Below are 17,007 nucleotides of genomic sequence, written 5' to 3'. Positions count from 1 at the left end.
TAGTGTACCAGAAACCGGTCGCAATCAGGCATAATGGCCTGACTGCAAAATCAAAGGGGCTGATGTGGAAAAGGATCTCGCACTCGTTGAACAGTTTCTCGATGCGCTGTGGCTGGAGAAAAATCTGGCCGAGAATACCCTCAGTGCCTACCGGCGCGATCTCACCATGCTGGTGGAGTGGCTGGCGCGTCGGGAGCTATCGCTTGCGAGCGCGCAAAGCGACGACCTGCAGGCGCTGCTCGCTGAACGCGTAGAAGGGGGGTACAAAGCCACCAGCTCTGCACGCTTGCTCAGCGCCATGCGTCGGCTTTTCCAGCATCTTTATCGGGAGAAGATTCGCGAAGACGATCCCAGCGCGCTGCTGGCGTCCCCGAAACTCCCGCAGCGGCTGCCGAAAGATCTCAGCGAAGCACAAGTTGAGAGATTATTACAGTCACCGGCTGTTGACCTGCCGCTGGAGTTACGCGATAAAGCCATGCTTGAGCTATTGTATGCTACCGGCTTGCGCGTTTCGGAACTGGTTGGCCTGACGATGAGCGACATCAGCCTGCGTCAGGGCGTGGTGCGCGTCATCGGTAAAGGAAACAAGGAAAGGCTGGTTCCGCTGGGAGAAGAGGCGGTTTACTGGCTGGAGACGTATCTTGAGCATGGCCGCCCCTGGCTGCTCAATGGCGCGTCTATCGACGTCCTGTTTCCGAGCCAGCGCGCGCAGCAGATGACGCGACAAACGTTCTGGCATCGCATCAAGCATTACGCCACACTGGCGGGTATCGACAGTGAAAAGCTTTCGCCGCACGTATTGCGTCACGCCTTCGCGACGCATCTGTTAAACCACGGCGCAGATTTACGCGTGGTGCAGATGCTGCTGGGACACAGCGATCTTTCAACGACGCAAATTTACACCCATGTCGCGACGGAACGCCTGCGGCAGCTACACCAACAGCACCACCCTCGTGCGTGAGTGCCGACAAATTGTAACAGGATCAATTATGAAAAAGTCTTTCGTGCTGTTCACCCTGCTGGCAGCCTCATTTACCGGCTTCGCCCATGCGGATGACGCCGCCATCAAACAGTCTCTGGCTAAGCTTGGCGTCACCAGCAGCGACATCCAGCCTGCGCCGGTTGCCGGTATGAAAACCGTACTGACCAACAGCGGCGTGCTGTACGTCACCGAAGACGGCAAACACTTTATTCAGGGACCGCTGTACGACGTGAGCGGCGCGCAGCCGGTGAACGTCACCAACCAGCTGCTGATGAAAAACCTGAACGCGCTCGAAAAAGAGATGATCGTCTATAAAGCGGCGCAGGAAAAACATGTGATTACCGTCTTCACCGACATCACCTGTGGCTACTGCCACAAGCTGCATGAACAGATGAAAGACTATAACGCGCTGGGCATTACCGTGCGTTACCTGGCCTTCCCGCGCGCAGGCGTACAGAGCAAGCCAGAGCAGGACATGAAAGCGATCTGGTGTGCCAAAGACCGCAACAAAGCGTTTGATGACGCGATGAACGGTAAAGACGTTAAGCCTGCCTCCTGCGACATCGACATTGCTAATCACTACGCGCTGGGCGTGCAGTTTGGCGTGAGCGGTACGCCAGCGATTGTCCTGAGTAACGGCTATGTTGTTCCGGGCTATCAGGGACCGAAAGAGATGAAAGAGTTTCTCGACGCGCACCAGAAACAGTTTGGTGGTAAATAATTCGCGTGAAAGCCCCCATCAAATTGCGCCGCCGCGAGGCGGTTGAACACGTTGATTTACCGGACGATCTCCCGCCGCTGCTAAAGCGCCTCTACGCCAGCCGCGGCGTGCGCCGCGCAGAGGATCTTGAGCGCAGCGTGAAAGGGATGCTGCCCTGGCAGCAGCTGAACGGTATCGAGAAAGCTACCGAAATGCTCTACAACGCGCTGCGTGAGGGAACGCGCATTGTGGTGGTAGGGGATTTCGACGCCGACGGCGCAACCAGCACCGCCCTGAGCGTGCTCAGCCTGCGCGCGCTGGGCTGCGATAATGTCACCTATCTGGTGCCGAACCGCTTTGAAGACGGCTATGGCCTCAGCCCGGAGGTGGTCGATCAGGCCCATGCCCGCGGTGCGCAGATGATCATGACCGTCGACAACGGGATCTCCTCCCATGCGGGCGTCGATCATGCTCACGCTTTGGGGATCCCGGTGCTGGTCACCGATCATCACCTGCCCGGCGATACGCTCCCCGCAGCAGAAGCGATTATTAACCCCAACCTGCGCGACAGCGATTTCCCGTCGAAATCCCTCGCCGGCGTGGGCGTGGCGTTTTATCTGATGCTGGCGTTGCGTACTCTCTTACGCGATAAGGGCTGGTTCGAATCCCGCGGCATTGCCGTTCCAAACCTGGCCGAATACCTCGACCTGGTGGCGCTTGGCACCGTGGCGGACGTGGTGCCTCTTGATGCCAATAACCGCATTTTGACCTGGCAGGGCTTAAGCCGTATTCGCGCGGGCAAGTGCCGTCCCGGAATTAAGGCGCTGCTGGAGATTGCCAACCGCGATCCGCTCAAGCTGGCGGCAAGCGACCTGGGCTTTGCCCTCGGGCCGCGTCTGAACGCTGCCGGAAGGCTGGACGATATGTCCGTCGGCGTGGCGCTGCTGCTGTGCGACAACATCGGTGAAGCGCGCGTGCTGGCCAACGAGCTGGACGCCCTGAACCAGACCCGTAAAGAGATTGAGCAGGGGATGCAGGCCGAAGCGCTGACCCTGTGCGAAAAACTTGAGCGCAGCGGCGATACGTTGCCGGGCGGGCTGGCAATGTATCACCCCGAGTGGCATCAGGGCGTGGTCGGCATTCTGGCGTCGCGCATTAAAGAGCGTTTCCACCGTCCGGTGATCGCGTTTGCGCCTGCGGGTGACGGCACGCTGAAAGGCTCTGGCCGTTCGATTCAGGGGCTGCACATGCGCGATGCGCTGGAGCGTCTGGATACGCTTTACCCGGGTCTGATGATAAAGTTCGGCGGCCACGCGATGGCGGCAGGCTTGTCGCTGGAAGAGGCAAAGTTCGACGAGTTCCAGCGCCTGTTTGGCGAGCTGGTCACCGAGTGGATTGACCCGGCGCTGCTGCAGGGCGAAGTGGTCTCTGACGGTGAGCTGTCCGTCTCCGAAATGACGATGGAGGTCGCGCAGATGCTGCGCGATGCCGGTCCATGGGGGCAAATGTTCCCGGAACCGCTGTTCGACGGGCGATTCCGCCTGCTGCAGCAGCGTATCGTCGGCGAACGCCACCTGAAAGTGATGGTTGAGCCGGTGGGCGGCGGACCGCTGCTGGACGGCATCGCCTTCAACGTTGACACCTCCATCTGGCCGGACAACGGCGTGCGCGAGGTCGAGCTGGCGTACAAACTGGATATCAACGAGTTTCGCGGTAACCGCACCCTTCAGATCATCATCGACAATATCTGGCCAATTTAGCGGCAGTAATCTCTATAAAAAAGGGCGTGGATTCGGTACAATCCCGCTCTTATCACCGCATTTTGACAAGTCCATAAAAGAAAACAGACCATGTTTGAAATTAATCCGGTAAAAAACCGTATTCAGGACCTCACGGAGCGCTCTGACGTTCTTAGGGGGTATCTTTGACTACGATGCCAAGAAAGAGCGTCTTGAAGAAGTAAACGCCGAGCTGGAACAGCCGGACGTCTGGAACGAACCTGAACGCGCACAGGCGCTGGGTAAAGAGCGTTCCTCTCTCGAAGCTATCGTAGATACGTTGGATCAAATGGCCCAGGGGCTGGAAGACGTTTCCGGTTTGCTGGAGCTGGCCGTCGAAGCCGACGACGAAGAAACCTTTAACGAAGCCGTGGCAGAACTCGACGGGCTGGAAGAGAAGCTGGCACAGCTGGAATTCCGTCGCATGTTCTCCGGCGAATACGACAGCGCTGACTGCTATCTCGATATTCAGGCAGGTTCTGGCGGTACCGAAGCGCAGGACTGGGCCAGCATGCTGACGCGTATGTATCTGCGTTGGGCGGAAGCGCGCGGCTTCAAAACCGAAATTATCGAAGAGTCTGAAGGTGAAGTGGCCGGTATTAAATCCGTCACTATCAAGATCATTGGCGACTACGCCTACGGCTGGCTGCGTACCGAAACCGGCGTTCACCGCCTGGTGCGTAAGAGTCCGTTCGACTCCGGTGGTCGTCGTCATACCTCCTTCAGCTCTGCGTTTGTTTACCCGGAAGTTGACGAAGATATCGATATCGAAATTAACCCGGCGGACCTGCGTATTGACGTTTACCGCGCGTCCGGCGCGGGCGGTCAGCACGTTAACCGTACGGAATCTGCGGTGCGTATTACCCACATTCCAACCGGGCTGGTAACACAGTGCCAGAACGACCGTTCCCAGCATAAGAACAAAGACCAGGCCATGAAGCAGATGAAAGCGAAGCTTTATGAGCTGGAGATGCAGAAGAAAAATGCTGAGAAACAGGCGATGGAAGATAACAAGTCCGACATCGGTTGGGGCAGCCAGATCCGTTCTTACGTCCTTGATGACTCCCGCATCAAAGACCTGCGTACCGGGGTTGAAACCCGCAACACGCAGGCGGTGCTGGACGGCAGCCTGGACCAATTTATCGAAGCAAGTTTGAAAGCAGGGTTATGAGGAACCAACATGTCTGAACAACAAGCACAGGGCGCTGACGCGGTAGTCGATCTTAACAACGAACTGAAAACCCGCCGCGAGAAGCTGGCAGCGCTGCGCGAGCAGGGCGTGCCGTTCCCGAACGATTTTCGTCGTGACCACACCTCAGACCAACTGCACGCTGACTTCGACGGTAAAGAGAACGAAGAGCTGGAAGCGCTGAACATCGAAGTGGCCGTTGCAGGCCGTATGATGACCCGTCGCATCATGGGTAAAGCCTCCTTCGTGACCTTGCAGGACGTGGGTGGCCGTATTCAGCTGTACGTTTCCCGTGACGACCTGCCGGAAGGCATCTACAACGAGCAGTTCAAGAAGTGGGACCTGGGCGATATCCTGGGCGCGAAAGGTAAACTGTTCAAAACCAAAACCGGTGAACTGTCTATCCACTGCACCGAGCTGCGTCTGCTGACCAAAGCCCTGCGCCCGCTGCCGGACAAGTTCCACGGCCTGCAGGATCAGGAAGCGCGCTATCGTCAGCGTTACCTGGATCTCATCTCTAACGATGAATCCCGCAAGACCTTCAAAATTCGCTCCCAGATCATGGCCGGTATTCGCCAGTTCATGGTCAACCGCGACTTTATGGAAGTGGAAACCCCTATGATGCAGGTGATCCCTGGCGGCGCGTCTGCGCGTCCGTTCATCACCCATCACAACGCCCTGGACCTGGACATGTACCTGCGTATCGCGCCGGAACTGTACCTGAAGCGTCTGGTGGTCGGTGGTTTCGACCGCGTGTTCGAAATCAACCGTAACTTCCGTAACGAAGGTATCTCCGTTCGCCATAACCCTGAGTTCACCATGATGGAACTCTATATGGCGTACGCGGACTACAAAGACCTGATCGAGCTGACCGAATCCCTGTTCCGTACCCTGGCGCAGGATATTCTGGGCACCACGCAGGTCCCTTACGGTGAAGAAGTCTTCGACTTCGGCAAGCCGTTCGAAAAACTGACCATGCGCGAAGCGATCAAGAAATACCGTCCGGAAACCAACATGGCGGATCTGGATAACTTCGACTCTGCGAAGGCCATCGCTGAAAGCATCGGCATCAAGGTTGAGAAGAGCTGGGGTCTGGGCCGCATCGTGACCGAGATCTTCGAAGAAGTGGCGGAAGCACACCTGATTCAGCCGACCTTCATTACCGAATACCCGGCGGAAGTCTCTCCGCTGGCGCGTCGTAATGACGAGAACCCGGAAATCACTGACCGTTTCGAATTCTTCATCGGCGGCCGTGAAATCGGCAACGGCTTTAGCGAGCTGAACGATGCGGAAGACCAGGCGCAGCGTTTCCAGGATCAGGTTGACGCGAAAGCAGCAGGCGATGACGAAGCGATGTTCTTCGACGAAGACTATGTGACCGCGCTGGAGCACGGCCTGCCGCCAACCGCAGGTCTGGGTATTGGTATCGACCGTATGGTGATGCTGTTCACCAACAGCCACACTATTCGTGACGTGATCCTGTTCCCGGCAATGCGCCCGGTGAAATAAGGCGTTACGTTGCTAAAAAAGCCCCGAAAGGGGCTTTTTTATTGCGCCGCGAACGCTCTCAGCGCGTCTCGCGCGACCGTTGCTTCCTGCACCATCCACGGGCTAAAGCTCCATGGGGCGGCGTCCAGCGCGCGGAATAACGACTCCAGCGTCACCCATTCAAATGCCATCACTTCATCATGGTTAATTCGCAGTTCGCTGGTGACGCGGGCAGCGAAGACCGGGCAAATCTCGTTTTCCACGATCCCGGAAGGATCCGTTTCGCGGTAGCGGAATTCTGAGGCGACAGGCGTAATCGCGGTAATTTCTGCGCCAATCTCATCGCGGCAGCGACGGATAATTGCCTCTTCCGTCCGTTCACCAGATTGAGGGTGACCGCAGACGGAGTTCGTCCAGACGCCCGGCCAGGCTTTTTTACTTAGTGCGCGTCGGGTTACCAGACACTCGCCTTCGGCGTTAAACAGCCAGGATGAGAACGCCAGATGCAGCGGGGTTTGGGCAGTATGCGCGGCGTATTTTTCCTGAGTGCCAATCACCATTCCCTGGTCATTAACCAAAATAACGTGTTCTTGAATACTCATTCATGCTCCAGTGCCAACGATGCGGATGGTTCTGCACCATCAACAGGGAGCATTATACGGCAATCTTATACGAACGGTTTGTTTCCAGGAGCGGAAAAGGGCTGACCCATATCTCTCCGGGCTGGTATCATAGTGCGCCATTCACGCTGACCGAGGATCTGTTTTGTTTGCAGGAAGCCTGACGAGAAATCCCATCATCGCCATCTTTTGCCTGACGCTGACGCTATTCCTGGCAGGCTGTTCAGGAAGCAAATCGTCGGATATGGGTAGCTATTCCGGTTCGGTCTATACCGTTAAGCGCGGGGATACGCTGTACCGGATTTCGCGCGCAACGGGGACCAGCGTGAAGGATCTGGCGCGCCTGAATAACATCTCTCCGCCGTACACCATCGAAGTGGGGCAAAAGCTCAAGGTGAACGGCAGTTCGTCCTCGGGCAAAAAATCCTCATCGAAAGGCAAAACCGCCAAAGTGACGCCGTCCTATCAGGTACCGCAATCGTCATGGCCGCCGGTTGGACAGCGCTGCTGGATTTGGCCTGCCAGCGGTAAAGTGGTCGCCCCTTACTCACTCTCTGAAGGTGGCAACAAGGGTATTGATATCGCCGCTGCGCGCGGTACGCCGGTTTATGCCTCCGGGGCAGGGAAGGTGGTTTATGTGGGTAACCAGCTGCGCGGCTACGGTAACCTGATCATGATTAAGCATGGCGAAGATTACATCACCGCCTACGCGCATAACGACACGATGCTGGTTAACAACGGCCAGAACGTGAAAGCGGGGCAGAAGATTGCCACCATGGGCAGCACCGGTACCGATTCGGTGAAGCTGCACTTCCAGATCCGCTATAAGGCGACGGCCATCGATCCGCAACGCTATCTTACTGCGCCCGGCAGCAAACCGAAGTGCTAAGTGATTATTTAATCGCCGGTTAGTTGTGAAGAGGCTTGTATGAAGGTGCGTAAGGTCTATAATGCCTTACGCACCTCAAAGCGGGCGTAGTTCAATGGTAGAACGAGAGCTTCCCAAGCTCTATACGAGGGTTCGATTCCCTTCGCCCGCTCCAGTTTCAACTCTTCAGAAGTCTTCCAGACTCAACTTTCATTCGATAAAACAGCGGTTAAAGTCTTTTAAGAGCTTCTTACACATGGAATATTTCCGCTCTGAAATATTTCTCTATCAAAGCTCCAGACCCTCAGTCGTTTGGTTTTCCTGTCACCATCCTTTCCTTCCTGATAATAATCATCCAAATAACAACATCATGTAATTACCGGACAACTACCTTATGAGATCCGACTTTCCTGCATAGAGCACTTCTCCGGAAATATACTTCGGTGAGGTAATGCGCAAAGCGGTAACTGTTGCTTAAGACCAGAGTCGTCATCAGAGGTGAGAATTACCGCTAACTCCCTGTTAAAATTGATCTATACGGGGTAAATGGTAATCGCTTCACGAAAATGAAGCAGTGTGGATATTAAAGATCCGAAACTGCAAGTTTTCGGATCCAGGCATAAGAGAAAAGCCATTATTACAGTAAAGTTATAAAAAATGGGTAATTTTTGCGTTGAGTGGATTATTGCCCAAAAGGATAAAAATGAAAGTTGTTATTGCTAAACACGCATAACACACAGCACCCTCAGCGACAGTCCACACGTTCCCCCGTCTCTTCCCAGTCAGAGAAGGAAATATCAGGCGAACTTTACAGGTATTTAAAGGGCGGTAAGCGGGTATACGTCTTCCCGTGCCCGGAAGCCTGAGGCTTTCGCAACAACAGAAAGGGATATGGATAACGCTGTTACAGGGCGCGCGGGCAGTGTCAGGCAAATGTCATGATAAAAAGCAGCGAATAAAAAAACGGGTCTGGTACGCCTGCCTGACAGCCATCCTGCTGAGTAATGGATGCTATGGCGGATCTTAACCACCGTATTGTACTTGAGATAACGATTAAGCAACTGAGCACATTTGTAATTTTTAAATGAAAACAGTCCACCGGCAGAAATAATAAAAACAGAATTCGTGCCAGGAATAATTATAATTAATGCAAATGGAACGTTATTGTTAAGCTAATAAATCCTAATATAACCACTCCGTCCATTTATGGATTTTAATACTATTTATGCATCCAAAAAATATTGAGGGCAGGATTTGAATATGGATAATAAGCTTCAACAGGAACGGAAGCTGATATTTACCCTCAGCCCTGTGTTGTGAAAAATGTATCAGAGAACTGCAGGAAAGTCTGAATTTTTCTGTCCTCTTGTTTTTTTCACATTCATACAACGGTTCATCATATTTCATGTAAAAGCCAGAGTTCGGTTACCTGCCTGTCGCCCGATATGCAGAAGATGGACTCAGTTTTTATCACAGAAATTTACGGACAAATTTTACGGACTCGCTGCGGTTTATATTATTCGTTTATATCCGCAGAAAATAAACATACACAGGAAAGACTATGTTAAACAACTTTATTAAAACTGCATTGGCTGCTGCGCTTCTGGTATCCGGCATTAACGCAGCTTCCGCAGAAAGCGTGCAGGTTAACGTTATCGGTACCATCGTGCCGGCTGCCTGTACTCCGACCGTTTCCGGGGGTGGCATCATCGACTATGGCAATATCAAGGCCAGCACCCTTTCCGCAGATGCGTATACCGTGCTTCCCGTTAAGAGCGTGGACTTTGCCATTAACTGTGATGCGCCGGCGCGTGTTGCAATCAGTGCCATTAATGACCGCCCGGGATCGATGGCTGGGGTGACCGAGTCAAGTATTGGTACCGCACTAACTCCAGTCGGTGTTTTTGGATACAGAGCTAATTATTTCGCAGGCGCTGGCCTTGGCCTGGATGGCACTAAACGAATTGGCGGTTACGCTATTCAGGTTGCTCCATCAACCGTTACGGTTGATGGCAACAAGGTAGATTCGATTGAAGTCAATAACGGACGAGGAGAAGGTCCGTGGCATGCATCCGACGGTGCTCCTTATAACGCTGCATATTTACGTTCAATCTCCTGGGCTGAAACAGGTTCTCTGACACCAGTTGCTTTCAAAACCCTGGCCGGCACCCTGAATGTACAGGCTTATCTGAACAAGGCGTCCGAGCTTGACCTGAGCCATGCCGTCAAGCTGGACGGCCAGACCACCCTGGAAGTGGTTTACCTGTAATTCCCGTCAGCACCGCTGACGAACTCCTCCCCCGCCATCCGGCGGGGGAGGGCTCCACGGCTCCCGGCCGTTCTGTCCGTCTCTTCATAGGCAAATACACCATGAAACTTTCCTCGTTTATCAAAACCGGGGCAGCTGCCCTCATGCTCGCATCTGCGGTGTCGCACGCCACCGGTATGGTGCCGGAAACGTCCGTCATTATTGTTGAGCAGGCTGACGGAGAGGGCAGCGTCAACGTGACCAACACCGACAGCTACCCGGTCCTGATGCTCAGCACCCTGAAAGCTGTTCCCGAGGATAAGGCGAATCTGCTCACTATCACCCCCCCGGCGGCACGTGTTGAAGCGGGCAAGACCCAGCGCGTGCGTTTTTTAATCACCGACAAAACGCCGTTAACCACGGAACACCTGATGCGCGTCACCTTTGAGGGCGTGCCCCCGCAGAAAAAAGACCAGAACATTGTGCGCATGGGGTTCCGCCAGAACCTGCCCGTGATTATCCGCCCGGCCGGCCTGGCGAAAGATGAAGCCCCCTGGAAGCGTCTGGTCTGGAAGCAGTCCGGCAGCACGCTGACGGTTTCCAACCCGTCGCCTTATGTGGTGCGCATGGAGCAGAAGGTGCAGACCCTGCCGGACAACGCCACCTGGACCATGGACGGCACCTACGTGCTGCCGGGCCAGACCCGCACCCTGAGCCTGGATAAAAAGGGCGCAGCTACAGGCTCAGCACAGCAGGTCCGGATTGCACCCGCCACCACCTGGGGCTACTCGGTGCAGAGCTATGACGCGCCACTCACTCACTGACAGGATGTTAACGTGATTTTTCACTCTCGTCGTAAACGCCCGGGCCGGCCGCTTCGCACCGCGCTGTCCCTGGCCATACTTTCTGCGCTTTCCGCGCCGGCCGCAGCAGATGTGACTGACACGGCGGCAGAAAGCGAGGAAACGCTGTTTGACGTTCAGGCCATGAGAGCCCGTGGCCTTGACCCCAGACTGGCCGAAATGTTTGTGCATGCCCCGCGCTTTATGCCGGGCACGACACCGGTAAAGCTGCTCGTGAACGGCAGCGAACGCGGCAAAGTCTCTGCCCGGTTCGACAGTGAAGGTCAGCTCTGCACGGATGCTGAATTTTTCAGGCAGGCCGGACTCGTCCTGCCTGCAAATCATGATACCGGCGCTGACTGCCTGGATCTCCGAACCGTCTGGCCACAAAGCAATGTAAACCTGGATCCCGGCGAAGGCGCTGTTGCGCTTGTTGTGCCTCCTGACGCCATTGCATCTTCTTCTCTGACGTCCGGCAACTGGACGCACGGAGGCACTGCCGCCGTGCTGAACTACGATGCGCAGGCGATGTCATCTGATAACACCCGGTTTGCACAAATTGACAGCGAAGCGGGCTTCAACATACGCGACTGGATCGTGCGCAGTCGCCAGAGTTTTTCGCGCTTTAACGGCGAAAATACCTCCCAGCATCTTGCCGCCTATGCCCAGAAAACCCTGACTGAAAGAAAGCAAGTATTACAGACAGGGCAGATCTCCTTATCAAACTCTCTGTTTGGTGCTGGTCAGGTATGGGGTGTGCAGTTGTTCCCGGAAGCCGCGCTGCAGAACGGTAAGCGTGGCGCCGGGCTGGTCGAAGGTATTGCTGATTCCCAGTCGGTGGTTGAAGTGCGCCAGTCCGGTGCCCTCATCTACAGCACAATGGTACCCGCAGGTCCGTTTAAGCTGGATGGCTTTTCCCTTCTGAATACCCGTACCGATCTGGACGTTACCCTGACCGGAGAGGACGGCGCGAAGCGCCAGTTTATCGTTCCTGCCTCCTCATTTCTGAATAACGGTCCTGTCGTACAGCCCGGTTTTTCCTTTGGTGCCGGCAAGCTTGATCAGGAGGGAAGTGATGCCTCGCCGGTCATTGCCACAGCCGCAACAGGCTGGTTGTTAAACGAGCGTACCACGCTGAACGGTGGTGTCATGGGCTCCTCGCTGTACCGTGCCCTGGCCGCCAGTCTTGATACGCAACCAACGGCCAGCACCCAGTGGTCAGTGCAGCTCACAGGCGCTCAGGATACAAATCATGATGAATCAGGGGTGTCGGTTAATACCTCTTTAAGTCAGCAACTGACCGAGCGCACCGGCGCAAATGTCAATTTCACGCAGCAAACCAGAGGCTATCGTGAGATTAACGATGCCGTCCAGAACGATCCGCTCGATACCAGCGATAATATTCGTAACCAGTATGGGCTTGGCATCAACTGGTCCCACGACATGTTGGGCAATTTTTCTGCTTCCTGGGCACGTTCCACCTCGTTCAACGGAGGGGACACGACATACCTTCGCGGAAGCTGGAGTCGCCAGATCTCAAAAGCGTATCTGAGCGTCAGTGTCGACCGCAGCACCGGTAACGACACTAATGATAATCGGGTTTATGCCAACCTGAGTATCCCGTTTGGCAGTCGCAGCGTGAGCTCATACTTCAACCATTCCAGCTCCGGCGCACGAGCCGGCGTCAGGTACAGCGACCGCAGCTCCCGGGATCGCGGCTGGAGCCTGTCCAGCGACAGGAACTACCGCAACAACAGCAATACTTACGGCGCCTCGTTCGACAGCGTGACGCCTTACAGCCAGCTGAACGGCAGCGTAAGCCAGGACAGCAGCGCCGGGACGACCTGGTCCGGGCGCGCCAGCGGCGGTGTCGTGGCCCATGATCATGGTGTGACCCTTTCACCCTATCGCGTTGGCGATACCTTCGGGATTGCCAAAGTGGGCGATCAGAGCGGCATTCGTCTTGAAACCCCGGGTGGCCCGAGCTGGACCGACAGCCGGGGTTATGCCGTGATCCCTTCGCTCGCGAGTTTCCGTAAATCCACGGTTGAGGTTGATACCCGCAGCCTGGATAAAAACGTCGATATCGCGAACGCCTGGCAGGAGACGGAGGCCGCACGCGGCTCGGTGAGCTACGTAAGTTTTGATGTGGTTCGTACCCGCCGTGTTCTGGTCACGCTGAAAGATGCACAGGGCAGGGGCGTTCAGCACGGATCCGGCGTATTCGACGCTGAGGGAGGTTTCGTAACCGTGGCAGGAGAAAACGGTGCCACTTTTATCCCGGATGCCAGACCTGGCATGCGCTATGCGCTGCAGTTCTCCGGCGTGACAACTTGCCACTTCTCGCTGCAGCTGCCTGAAAAACCGGCCCCTGATGAACTTTATGAAACTGCCGTGGCTACGTGCAGTTAAGGAGGATGTTATGCGAAATACCGTTCCTGCTGTCAGCTTATTACTCTTTTCCGTCTGCGCTCTGGCGACTCCCTCCGGGAGTGGCCATTTTCAACAGGCGCCGCAGATACCGGCTGTGGATCCCCGGTGCCAGATATCGACCAGTACCACCGATATCGACTATGGCCTGCAGTCCCGCTGGCAAATGCAGGATGTCGATGGTCGCCGTCAGGCCGTGACCCCCGGAAAGCGTCAGCTTTCCGTTACGGTTGTCTGCCCCTATACGCACAATATGCGCCTCAAGGTCATGGGCGGTCGCACTGTCCGCGGCGAGTTCCGCTACGGCGCATCAGGAGAGCTTCAGGTGCGGGTCACCGGCGCCCAGCTCGACGGCAGGGATGTACCTGTTGCACTGACCAGTTCAGCGGGGGCGTTGCTGGGTGCCCCTCAGGAAATACTGACTCTTTTGCCCGACCAGACCTTTTCTGCAGTCAGCGGAAATCTGCCCTCGCAGGGAAAAACATTCAATGTGCGTCTCGAGATCCAGCCCGTACTGACGGATAACGATGCCCGTGTTTCCAGCAGGCAGGCCAATGGAGCCAGCGTGTCATTTGAGTTAATGGACTGAACCTTAACCATTTTGCTGGTATTTAATACTTTTGATATCAAGGAAAAGATATGAATATCTTTAAGCGTTCGTTACTGGCACGCAGCACGTTCCTGGCCCTGACGGCAGGTGCGTTGCCGATGTCCTCACTTGCGGAGACACCCTGGAACGAAAAATCCGGCGCTGTCATTAACGTGAACAGCTCTTACAGCTCAAACACGGCAAATGACTACCCTTTATATGCCGAGGGGGCAGGTAGCGTTCTGCAGACGGTGAGTCCTGACCTGCACTTTTCAACGGCAGGGGATACGCTTTTTGCAGCGTACGCAAAAAACGGCGGCAGCATTAACCTCGCCCAGGCCGGATTGTCCACCAACGGCAATCTGGCACATGCTGTCAGTCTGGTGGGTGGTACTTTCAGTATGAATGGCGGCACCATCAATGTGGCCGGCGCCAACAGCCAGGGCGTTAACGGGACGAACGATTCCAGTGTCACGCTCAGGGACGTTACGATAGATGTGAGCGGTGAGTCCGGTGGCGGGGTTAAGCTTGCTCAGGGCAGCCTGAATGCCAGCAATGTTCATATCATCGCCACGCGTGCTGGCAGTCAGGGGATTTCCCTGGCGCACTCCACTTTCGGTCCGGCAACTGCAGTGCTTGACAATGTTGATGTCGAATTGCTCGGGGCGGGCACACAAGCCGGTATTATGCTGGGAAACGGCACCGTGACAGGAACAAACGTTACGCTGACTTCGCTGGACAGTAACCGTGGTGTTGAAGTCTATAACGCCGGAGGCGGAAACACAGGGATACTGAATCTGACCGACAGCCAGATCACAACCGCTGAGGGAGACGGTGTCTATATTCTCGGGGGGAATGTGACCCTGAAAAACACCGACATTAAGACGGATACCGGTCAGGGGGTGAATGCTAACCGCTACAGTACATTCACCATGTCTGGCGGAAGTATTGCGACCACGGGCCATTTTGCCGATGGCATCTGGGTGGGTGCTGATGATGCGTCAGCTGATATTTCGGACGTATCAATAAATACCATGGGAACGAATGCGCATGCCCTGGATGGCATGATGGGTTCGGCTTCAGTAAAGAATACGGAACTCACTACCGATGGCGATAACAGTTCAGGTATTTACAGCTCAGCCCGGGTCACCGGGGAAAATCTGGTCATCAGTACGCATGGAACCAGTGCTATCGGTATGAATGCCACTCACGAGGGCCGCATCGATGTTAAAAACGTTCAGCTGCGTACCGAAGGAAACAGTGCTTCCGGCATGCTGGCTAATGAAGGGGGGATCATTACCGTTGAAGGCCTCGATCTCACTACCTCTGCAGCAGATGCGCATGGCCTGTGGGTGCGTGGAGGCACTGCGAGTATCAGCAATGCGACGATATCCACAACCGGTGACTCAGCCTGGGGAATTGTTGCCTCTGCGCCAAAATACGGAACCGGTAATTCGGTCACTCTCGATAACGTCACGTTAAATGCCGGGAAAAGTACAGCGATTAAAACCCTGGGGACCCCTCTGAACCTTACCCTGCAAAATAAAACGCAGATCACCGGCGGCAATGGCGTATTGCTGGACAGCCTTTCAGGCAGTACCACAGACCCGCTCTATAATGGCGACGTCAGCGTCAGAGCAACGGGAGAGGTTATCCTGACGGGGGATATTCGTACCGCGACCGCCAACCGTGTTGAGGTCGCCTTGGCAGACCACTCAGCCCTGACGGGTAAAATCAGCGATATTGAATCCCTATCACTGGACAGCACCAGCAGGTGGATCCTGACCGGCGATTCCTCACTCCGTGACTTCAGCCATGACGGCACGGTGAACTTTAGCCATACCGGCGAGGATTTCAGCACCCTGACGCTGGATAACCTCAGTGGTAACGGCGGGTTCAATATGAATACCGATCTGGCGAATATGCGGGGCGATCTGATTGTAATCAAAGGGGATACCCGCGGTCAGCACGTTCTGGGCATTGCCAATACGGGGCGTGAGCCTGAGCAGGATGGCCGGGCACTTACCGTTGTGGCCACGCAGGGTGGGGATGGACAGTTTTCTCTGACAAATGGTGTCGTTGACGCCGGTACCTGGCAGTACGCGCTGGAACACCGCGGCAATGACTGGGTGCTGGCGCAGAAACAGAAGGATAAGCCGGAGCCAACACCGGAGCCAACACCGGAGCCAACACCGGAGCCAACACCGGAGCCAGCACCGGAGCCAGCACCGGAGCCAACACCGGAGCCAACACCGGAACCAGCACCGGAACCAGCACCGGAACCAGCGCCGGAACCAACACCGGCTAAGAATCCGGTACTGACCCCAACCGCAAAAGCGGCGCTGAACATGTTCAACGCGTTGCCGGATGCCTGGTATGGCGAGCTTGATAATCTCCGTCTTCGCATGGGAGAGGTCCGCGAGGGGAATGAACGGGGAGGTGCATGGATACGCATGCAGGGTAACACCAGCCATGTCAGCCCACGCGATGATTCCAGCTATCGCCAGACTCAGACCGGATTTACTGTCGGTATTGACGGTGAACACGAACTGGAAAGCGGACACAATATTTCCGGTTTGTTAATGGGATACAGTCAGAGCCGGCTGGATCTTGATAACAGCAGCGATGGTACCATCAACAGTTTTTATGTCGGGGGTTACAGTACCTGGCTGTTACAGGATGGGTGGTTTATCGACGCAGTCGCTAAGGCAAATAACTTCAGCAGCCACACGGAAGCTCGTATGAGCAACGGTGTGAAAACTAAAGGCGGATTTAATACGCCGGGCTTTGGGTTATCGCTGGAAGCAGGGCGCCAGATAACGATGAAAGATGGATGGTTCGCAGAACCCTCGCTTCAGCTTTCTGCCCTGTGGGTAAAAGATGCTGCCTACGATTATGACAATGGTTTACATGCTGAAAGTAACCGGACCACCTCTCAGCGTGCTGCGCTGAACGGCGTGGCCGGTCGTACTCTTAATCTGGAAAACGGAATGATGATCCAGCCGTGGATTCGCGCGGCGGTTATCGAGGAATTTTCAGATAATAACTCGGTCAGCATTAACGGCAATCATTTTACGAATGACATGTCCGGGCTGAGCGCAGAGTACGGTGCAGGGCTGACGGCTCAGATTTCACCTTCAGTGCAGATATATACAGACCTGCGTTATGCGAAAAGCAGCAAGAGCGAATCACCGCTGGCCGGTAATGTCGGAGCCCGCTGGACCTGGTAAGAAATTATGCAGGGGGCAGCCCCTGCATTACGGGACTGCAAAG

The 17,007-nt window shown here is 55.3% G+C and carries 12 protein-coding genes and 1 tRNA gene; 12 read left to right on the top strand and 1 reads right to left on the bottom strand.

Annotation, left to right across the window (positions count from 1 at the left end; translation table 11 throughout):
* Positions 1 to 64: 64 nt before the first annotated feature.
* The 5 genes from xerD (at position 65) to lysS (ending at position 6,158) form a co-directional block, all read left to right on the top strand.
* Entirely contained in the window at positions 65 to 961 is an 897-nt protein-coding gene (gene xerD / locus IM314_RS06765) for a site-specific tyrosine recombinase XerD (RefSeq protein WP_028014320.1), read from the top strand.
* Positions 962 to 989: 28 nt separating this feature from the next.
* Complete coding sequence (gene dsbC / locus IM314_RS06760) at positions 990 to 1,703, top strand: bifunctional protein-disulfide isomerase/oxidoreductase DsbC (RefSeq protein ID WP_028014319.1); 714 nt, start codon at positions 990 to 992, stop codon at positions 1,701 to 1,703.
* Between the two features lie 5 nt (positions 1,704 to 1,708).
* A complete protein-coding gene (gene recJ, locus IM314_RS06755) occupies positions 1,709 to 3,442 on the top strand; it encodes a single-stranded-DNA-specific exonuclease RecJ (RefSeq protein WP_193358457.1) in 1,734 nt (577 codons plus the stop codon).
* Between the two features lie 90 nt (positions 3,443 to 3,532).
* Positions 3,533 to 4,631, top strand: a protein-coding gene (prfB, locus tag IM314_RS06750) for a peptide chain release factor 2 (protein WP_100170824.1) whose coding sequence is annotated in 2 segments (ribosomal slippage) — positions 3,533 to 3,607 and positions 3,609 to 4,631 — 1,098 coding nt in all. Because the reading frame shifts where the segments join, the coding sequence is not laid out codon by codon here.
* Between the two features lie 9 nt (positions 4,632 to 4,640).
* Complete coding sequence (gene lysS / locus IM314_RS06745) at positions 4,641 to 6,158, top strand: lysine--tRNA ligase (RefSeq protein WP_014885130.1); 1,518 nt, start codon at positions 4,641 to 4,643, stop codon at positions 6,156 to 6,158.
* Between the two features lie 38 nt (positions 6,159 to 6,196).
* Here the strand turns inward: lysS and idi are convergent, their stop codons facing one another.
* The gene (idi, locus tag IM314_RS06740) at positions 6,197 to 6,739 is read right to left on the bottom strand and encodes an isopentenyl-diphosphate Delta-isomerase (RefSeq protein WP_041908358.1); all 543 of its coding nucleotides are present in this window, start codon (positions 6,737 to 6,739) and stop codon (positions 6,197 to 6,199) included.
* A 163-nt stretch (positions 6,740 to 6,902) separates the two neighbouring features.
* Here idi and actS point away from each other — a divergent pair, with 163 nt between their 5' ends.
* The 7 genes from actS (at position 6,903) to IM314_RS06705 (ending at position 16,964) form a co-directional block, all read left to right on the top strand.
* A complete protein-coding gene (gene actS / locus IM314_RS06735; protein ID WP_193358456.1) occupies positions 6,903 to 7,646 on the top strand; it encodes an amidase activator ActS in 744 nt (247 codons plus the stop codon).
* An 80-nt stretch (positions 7,647 to 7,726) separates the two neighbouring features.
* Positions 7,727 to 7,800, top strand: a tRNA-Gly gene (locus IM314_RS06730).
* A 1,386-nt stretch (positions 7,801 to 9,186) separates the two neighbouring features.
* Positions 9,187 to 9,894 carry a DUF1120 domain-containing protein gene (locus IM314_RS06725; RefSeq protein WP_193358455.1) on the top strand — a complete coding sequence of 236 codons (708 nt, stop codon included), beginning with the start codon at positions 9,187 to 9,189 and terminating at the stop codon, positions 9,892 to 9,894.
* 101 nt (positions 9,895 to 9,995) lie between these two features.
* The gene (locus IM314_RS06720; RefSeq protein ID WP_193358454.1) at positions 9,996 to 10,697 is read left to right on the top strand and encodes a fimbria/pilus chaperone family protein; all 702 of its coding nucleotides are present in this window, start codon (positions 9,996 to 9,998) and stop codon (positions 10,695 to 10,697) included.
* Positions 10,698 to 10,709: 12 nt separating this feature from the next.
* Positions 10,710 to 13,127, top strand: a complete 2,418-nt coding sequence (locus tag IM314_RS06715; RefSeq protein ID WP_370529575.1) for a fimbria/pilus outer membrane usher protein — start codon at positions 10,710 to 10,712, stop codon at positions 13,125 to 13,127.
* Between the two features lie 10 nt (positions 13,128 to 13,137).
* Positions 13,138 to 13,734 (top strand): fimbrial protein, encoded by a 597-nt coding sequence (locus IM314_RS06710; protein WP_193358453.1) that lies wholly within the window; start codon positions 13,138 to 13,140, stop codon positions 13,732 to 13,734.
* Positions 13,735 to 13,784: 50 nt separating this feature from the next.
* Positions 13,785 to 16,964 carry an autotransporter outer membrane beta-barrel domain-containing protein gene (locus tag IM314_RS06705; protein WP_193358452.1) on the top strand — a complete coding sequence of 1,060 codons (3,180 nt, stop codon included), beginning with the start codon at positions 13,785 to 13,787 and terminating at the stop codon, positions 16,962 to 16,964.
* The last annotated feature ends 43 nt before the right edge of the window (positions 16,965 to 17,007 follow it).

This window comes from Enterobacter cloacae complex sp. P42RS (assembly GCF_014930595.1).
Lineage (GTDB): Bacteria > Pseudomonadota > Gammaproteobacteria > Enterobacterales > Enterobacteriaceae > Enterobacter > Enterobacter bugandensis.
Note: the sequence above shows the minus strand (reverse complement) of the source record. Positions and strands in the feature narration are given on the sequence as shown.

What these genes read in the sequence shown, in the direction of transcription:
- dsbC (WP_028014319.1), top strand. Translation starts at nt 990, where the DNA reads ATGAAAAAGTCTTTCGTGCTGTTCACCCTGCTGGCAGCCTCATTTACC.
- lysS (WP_014885130.1), top strand. Translation starts at nt 4,641, where the DNA reads ATGTCTGAACAACAAGCACAGGGCGCTGACGCGGTAGTCGATCTTAAC.
- idi (WP_041908358.1), bottom strand. Translation starts at nt 6,739, where the DNA reads ATGAGTATTCAAGAACACGTTATTTTGGTTAATGACCAGGGAATGGTG.
- IM314_RS06725 (WP_193358455.1), top strand. Translation starts at nt 9,187, where the DNA reads ATGTTAAACAACTTTATTAAAACTGCATTGGCTGCTGCGCTTCTGGTA.
- IM314_RS06720 (WP_193358454.1), top strand. Translation starts at nt 9,996, where the DNA reads ATGAAACTTTCCTCGTTTATCAAAACCGGGGCAGCTGCCCTCATGCTC.
- IM314_RS06710 (WP_193358453.1), top strand. Translation starts at nt 13,138, where the DNA reads ATGCGAAATACCGTTCCTGCTGTCAGCTTATTACTCTTTTCCGTCTGC.
- IM314_RS06705 (WP_193358452.1), top strand. Translation starts at nt 13,785, where the DNA reads ATGAATATCTTTAAGCGTTCGTTACTGGCACGCAGCACGTTCCTGGCC.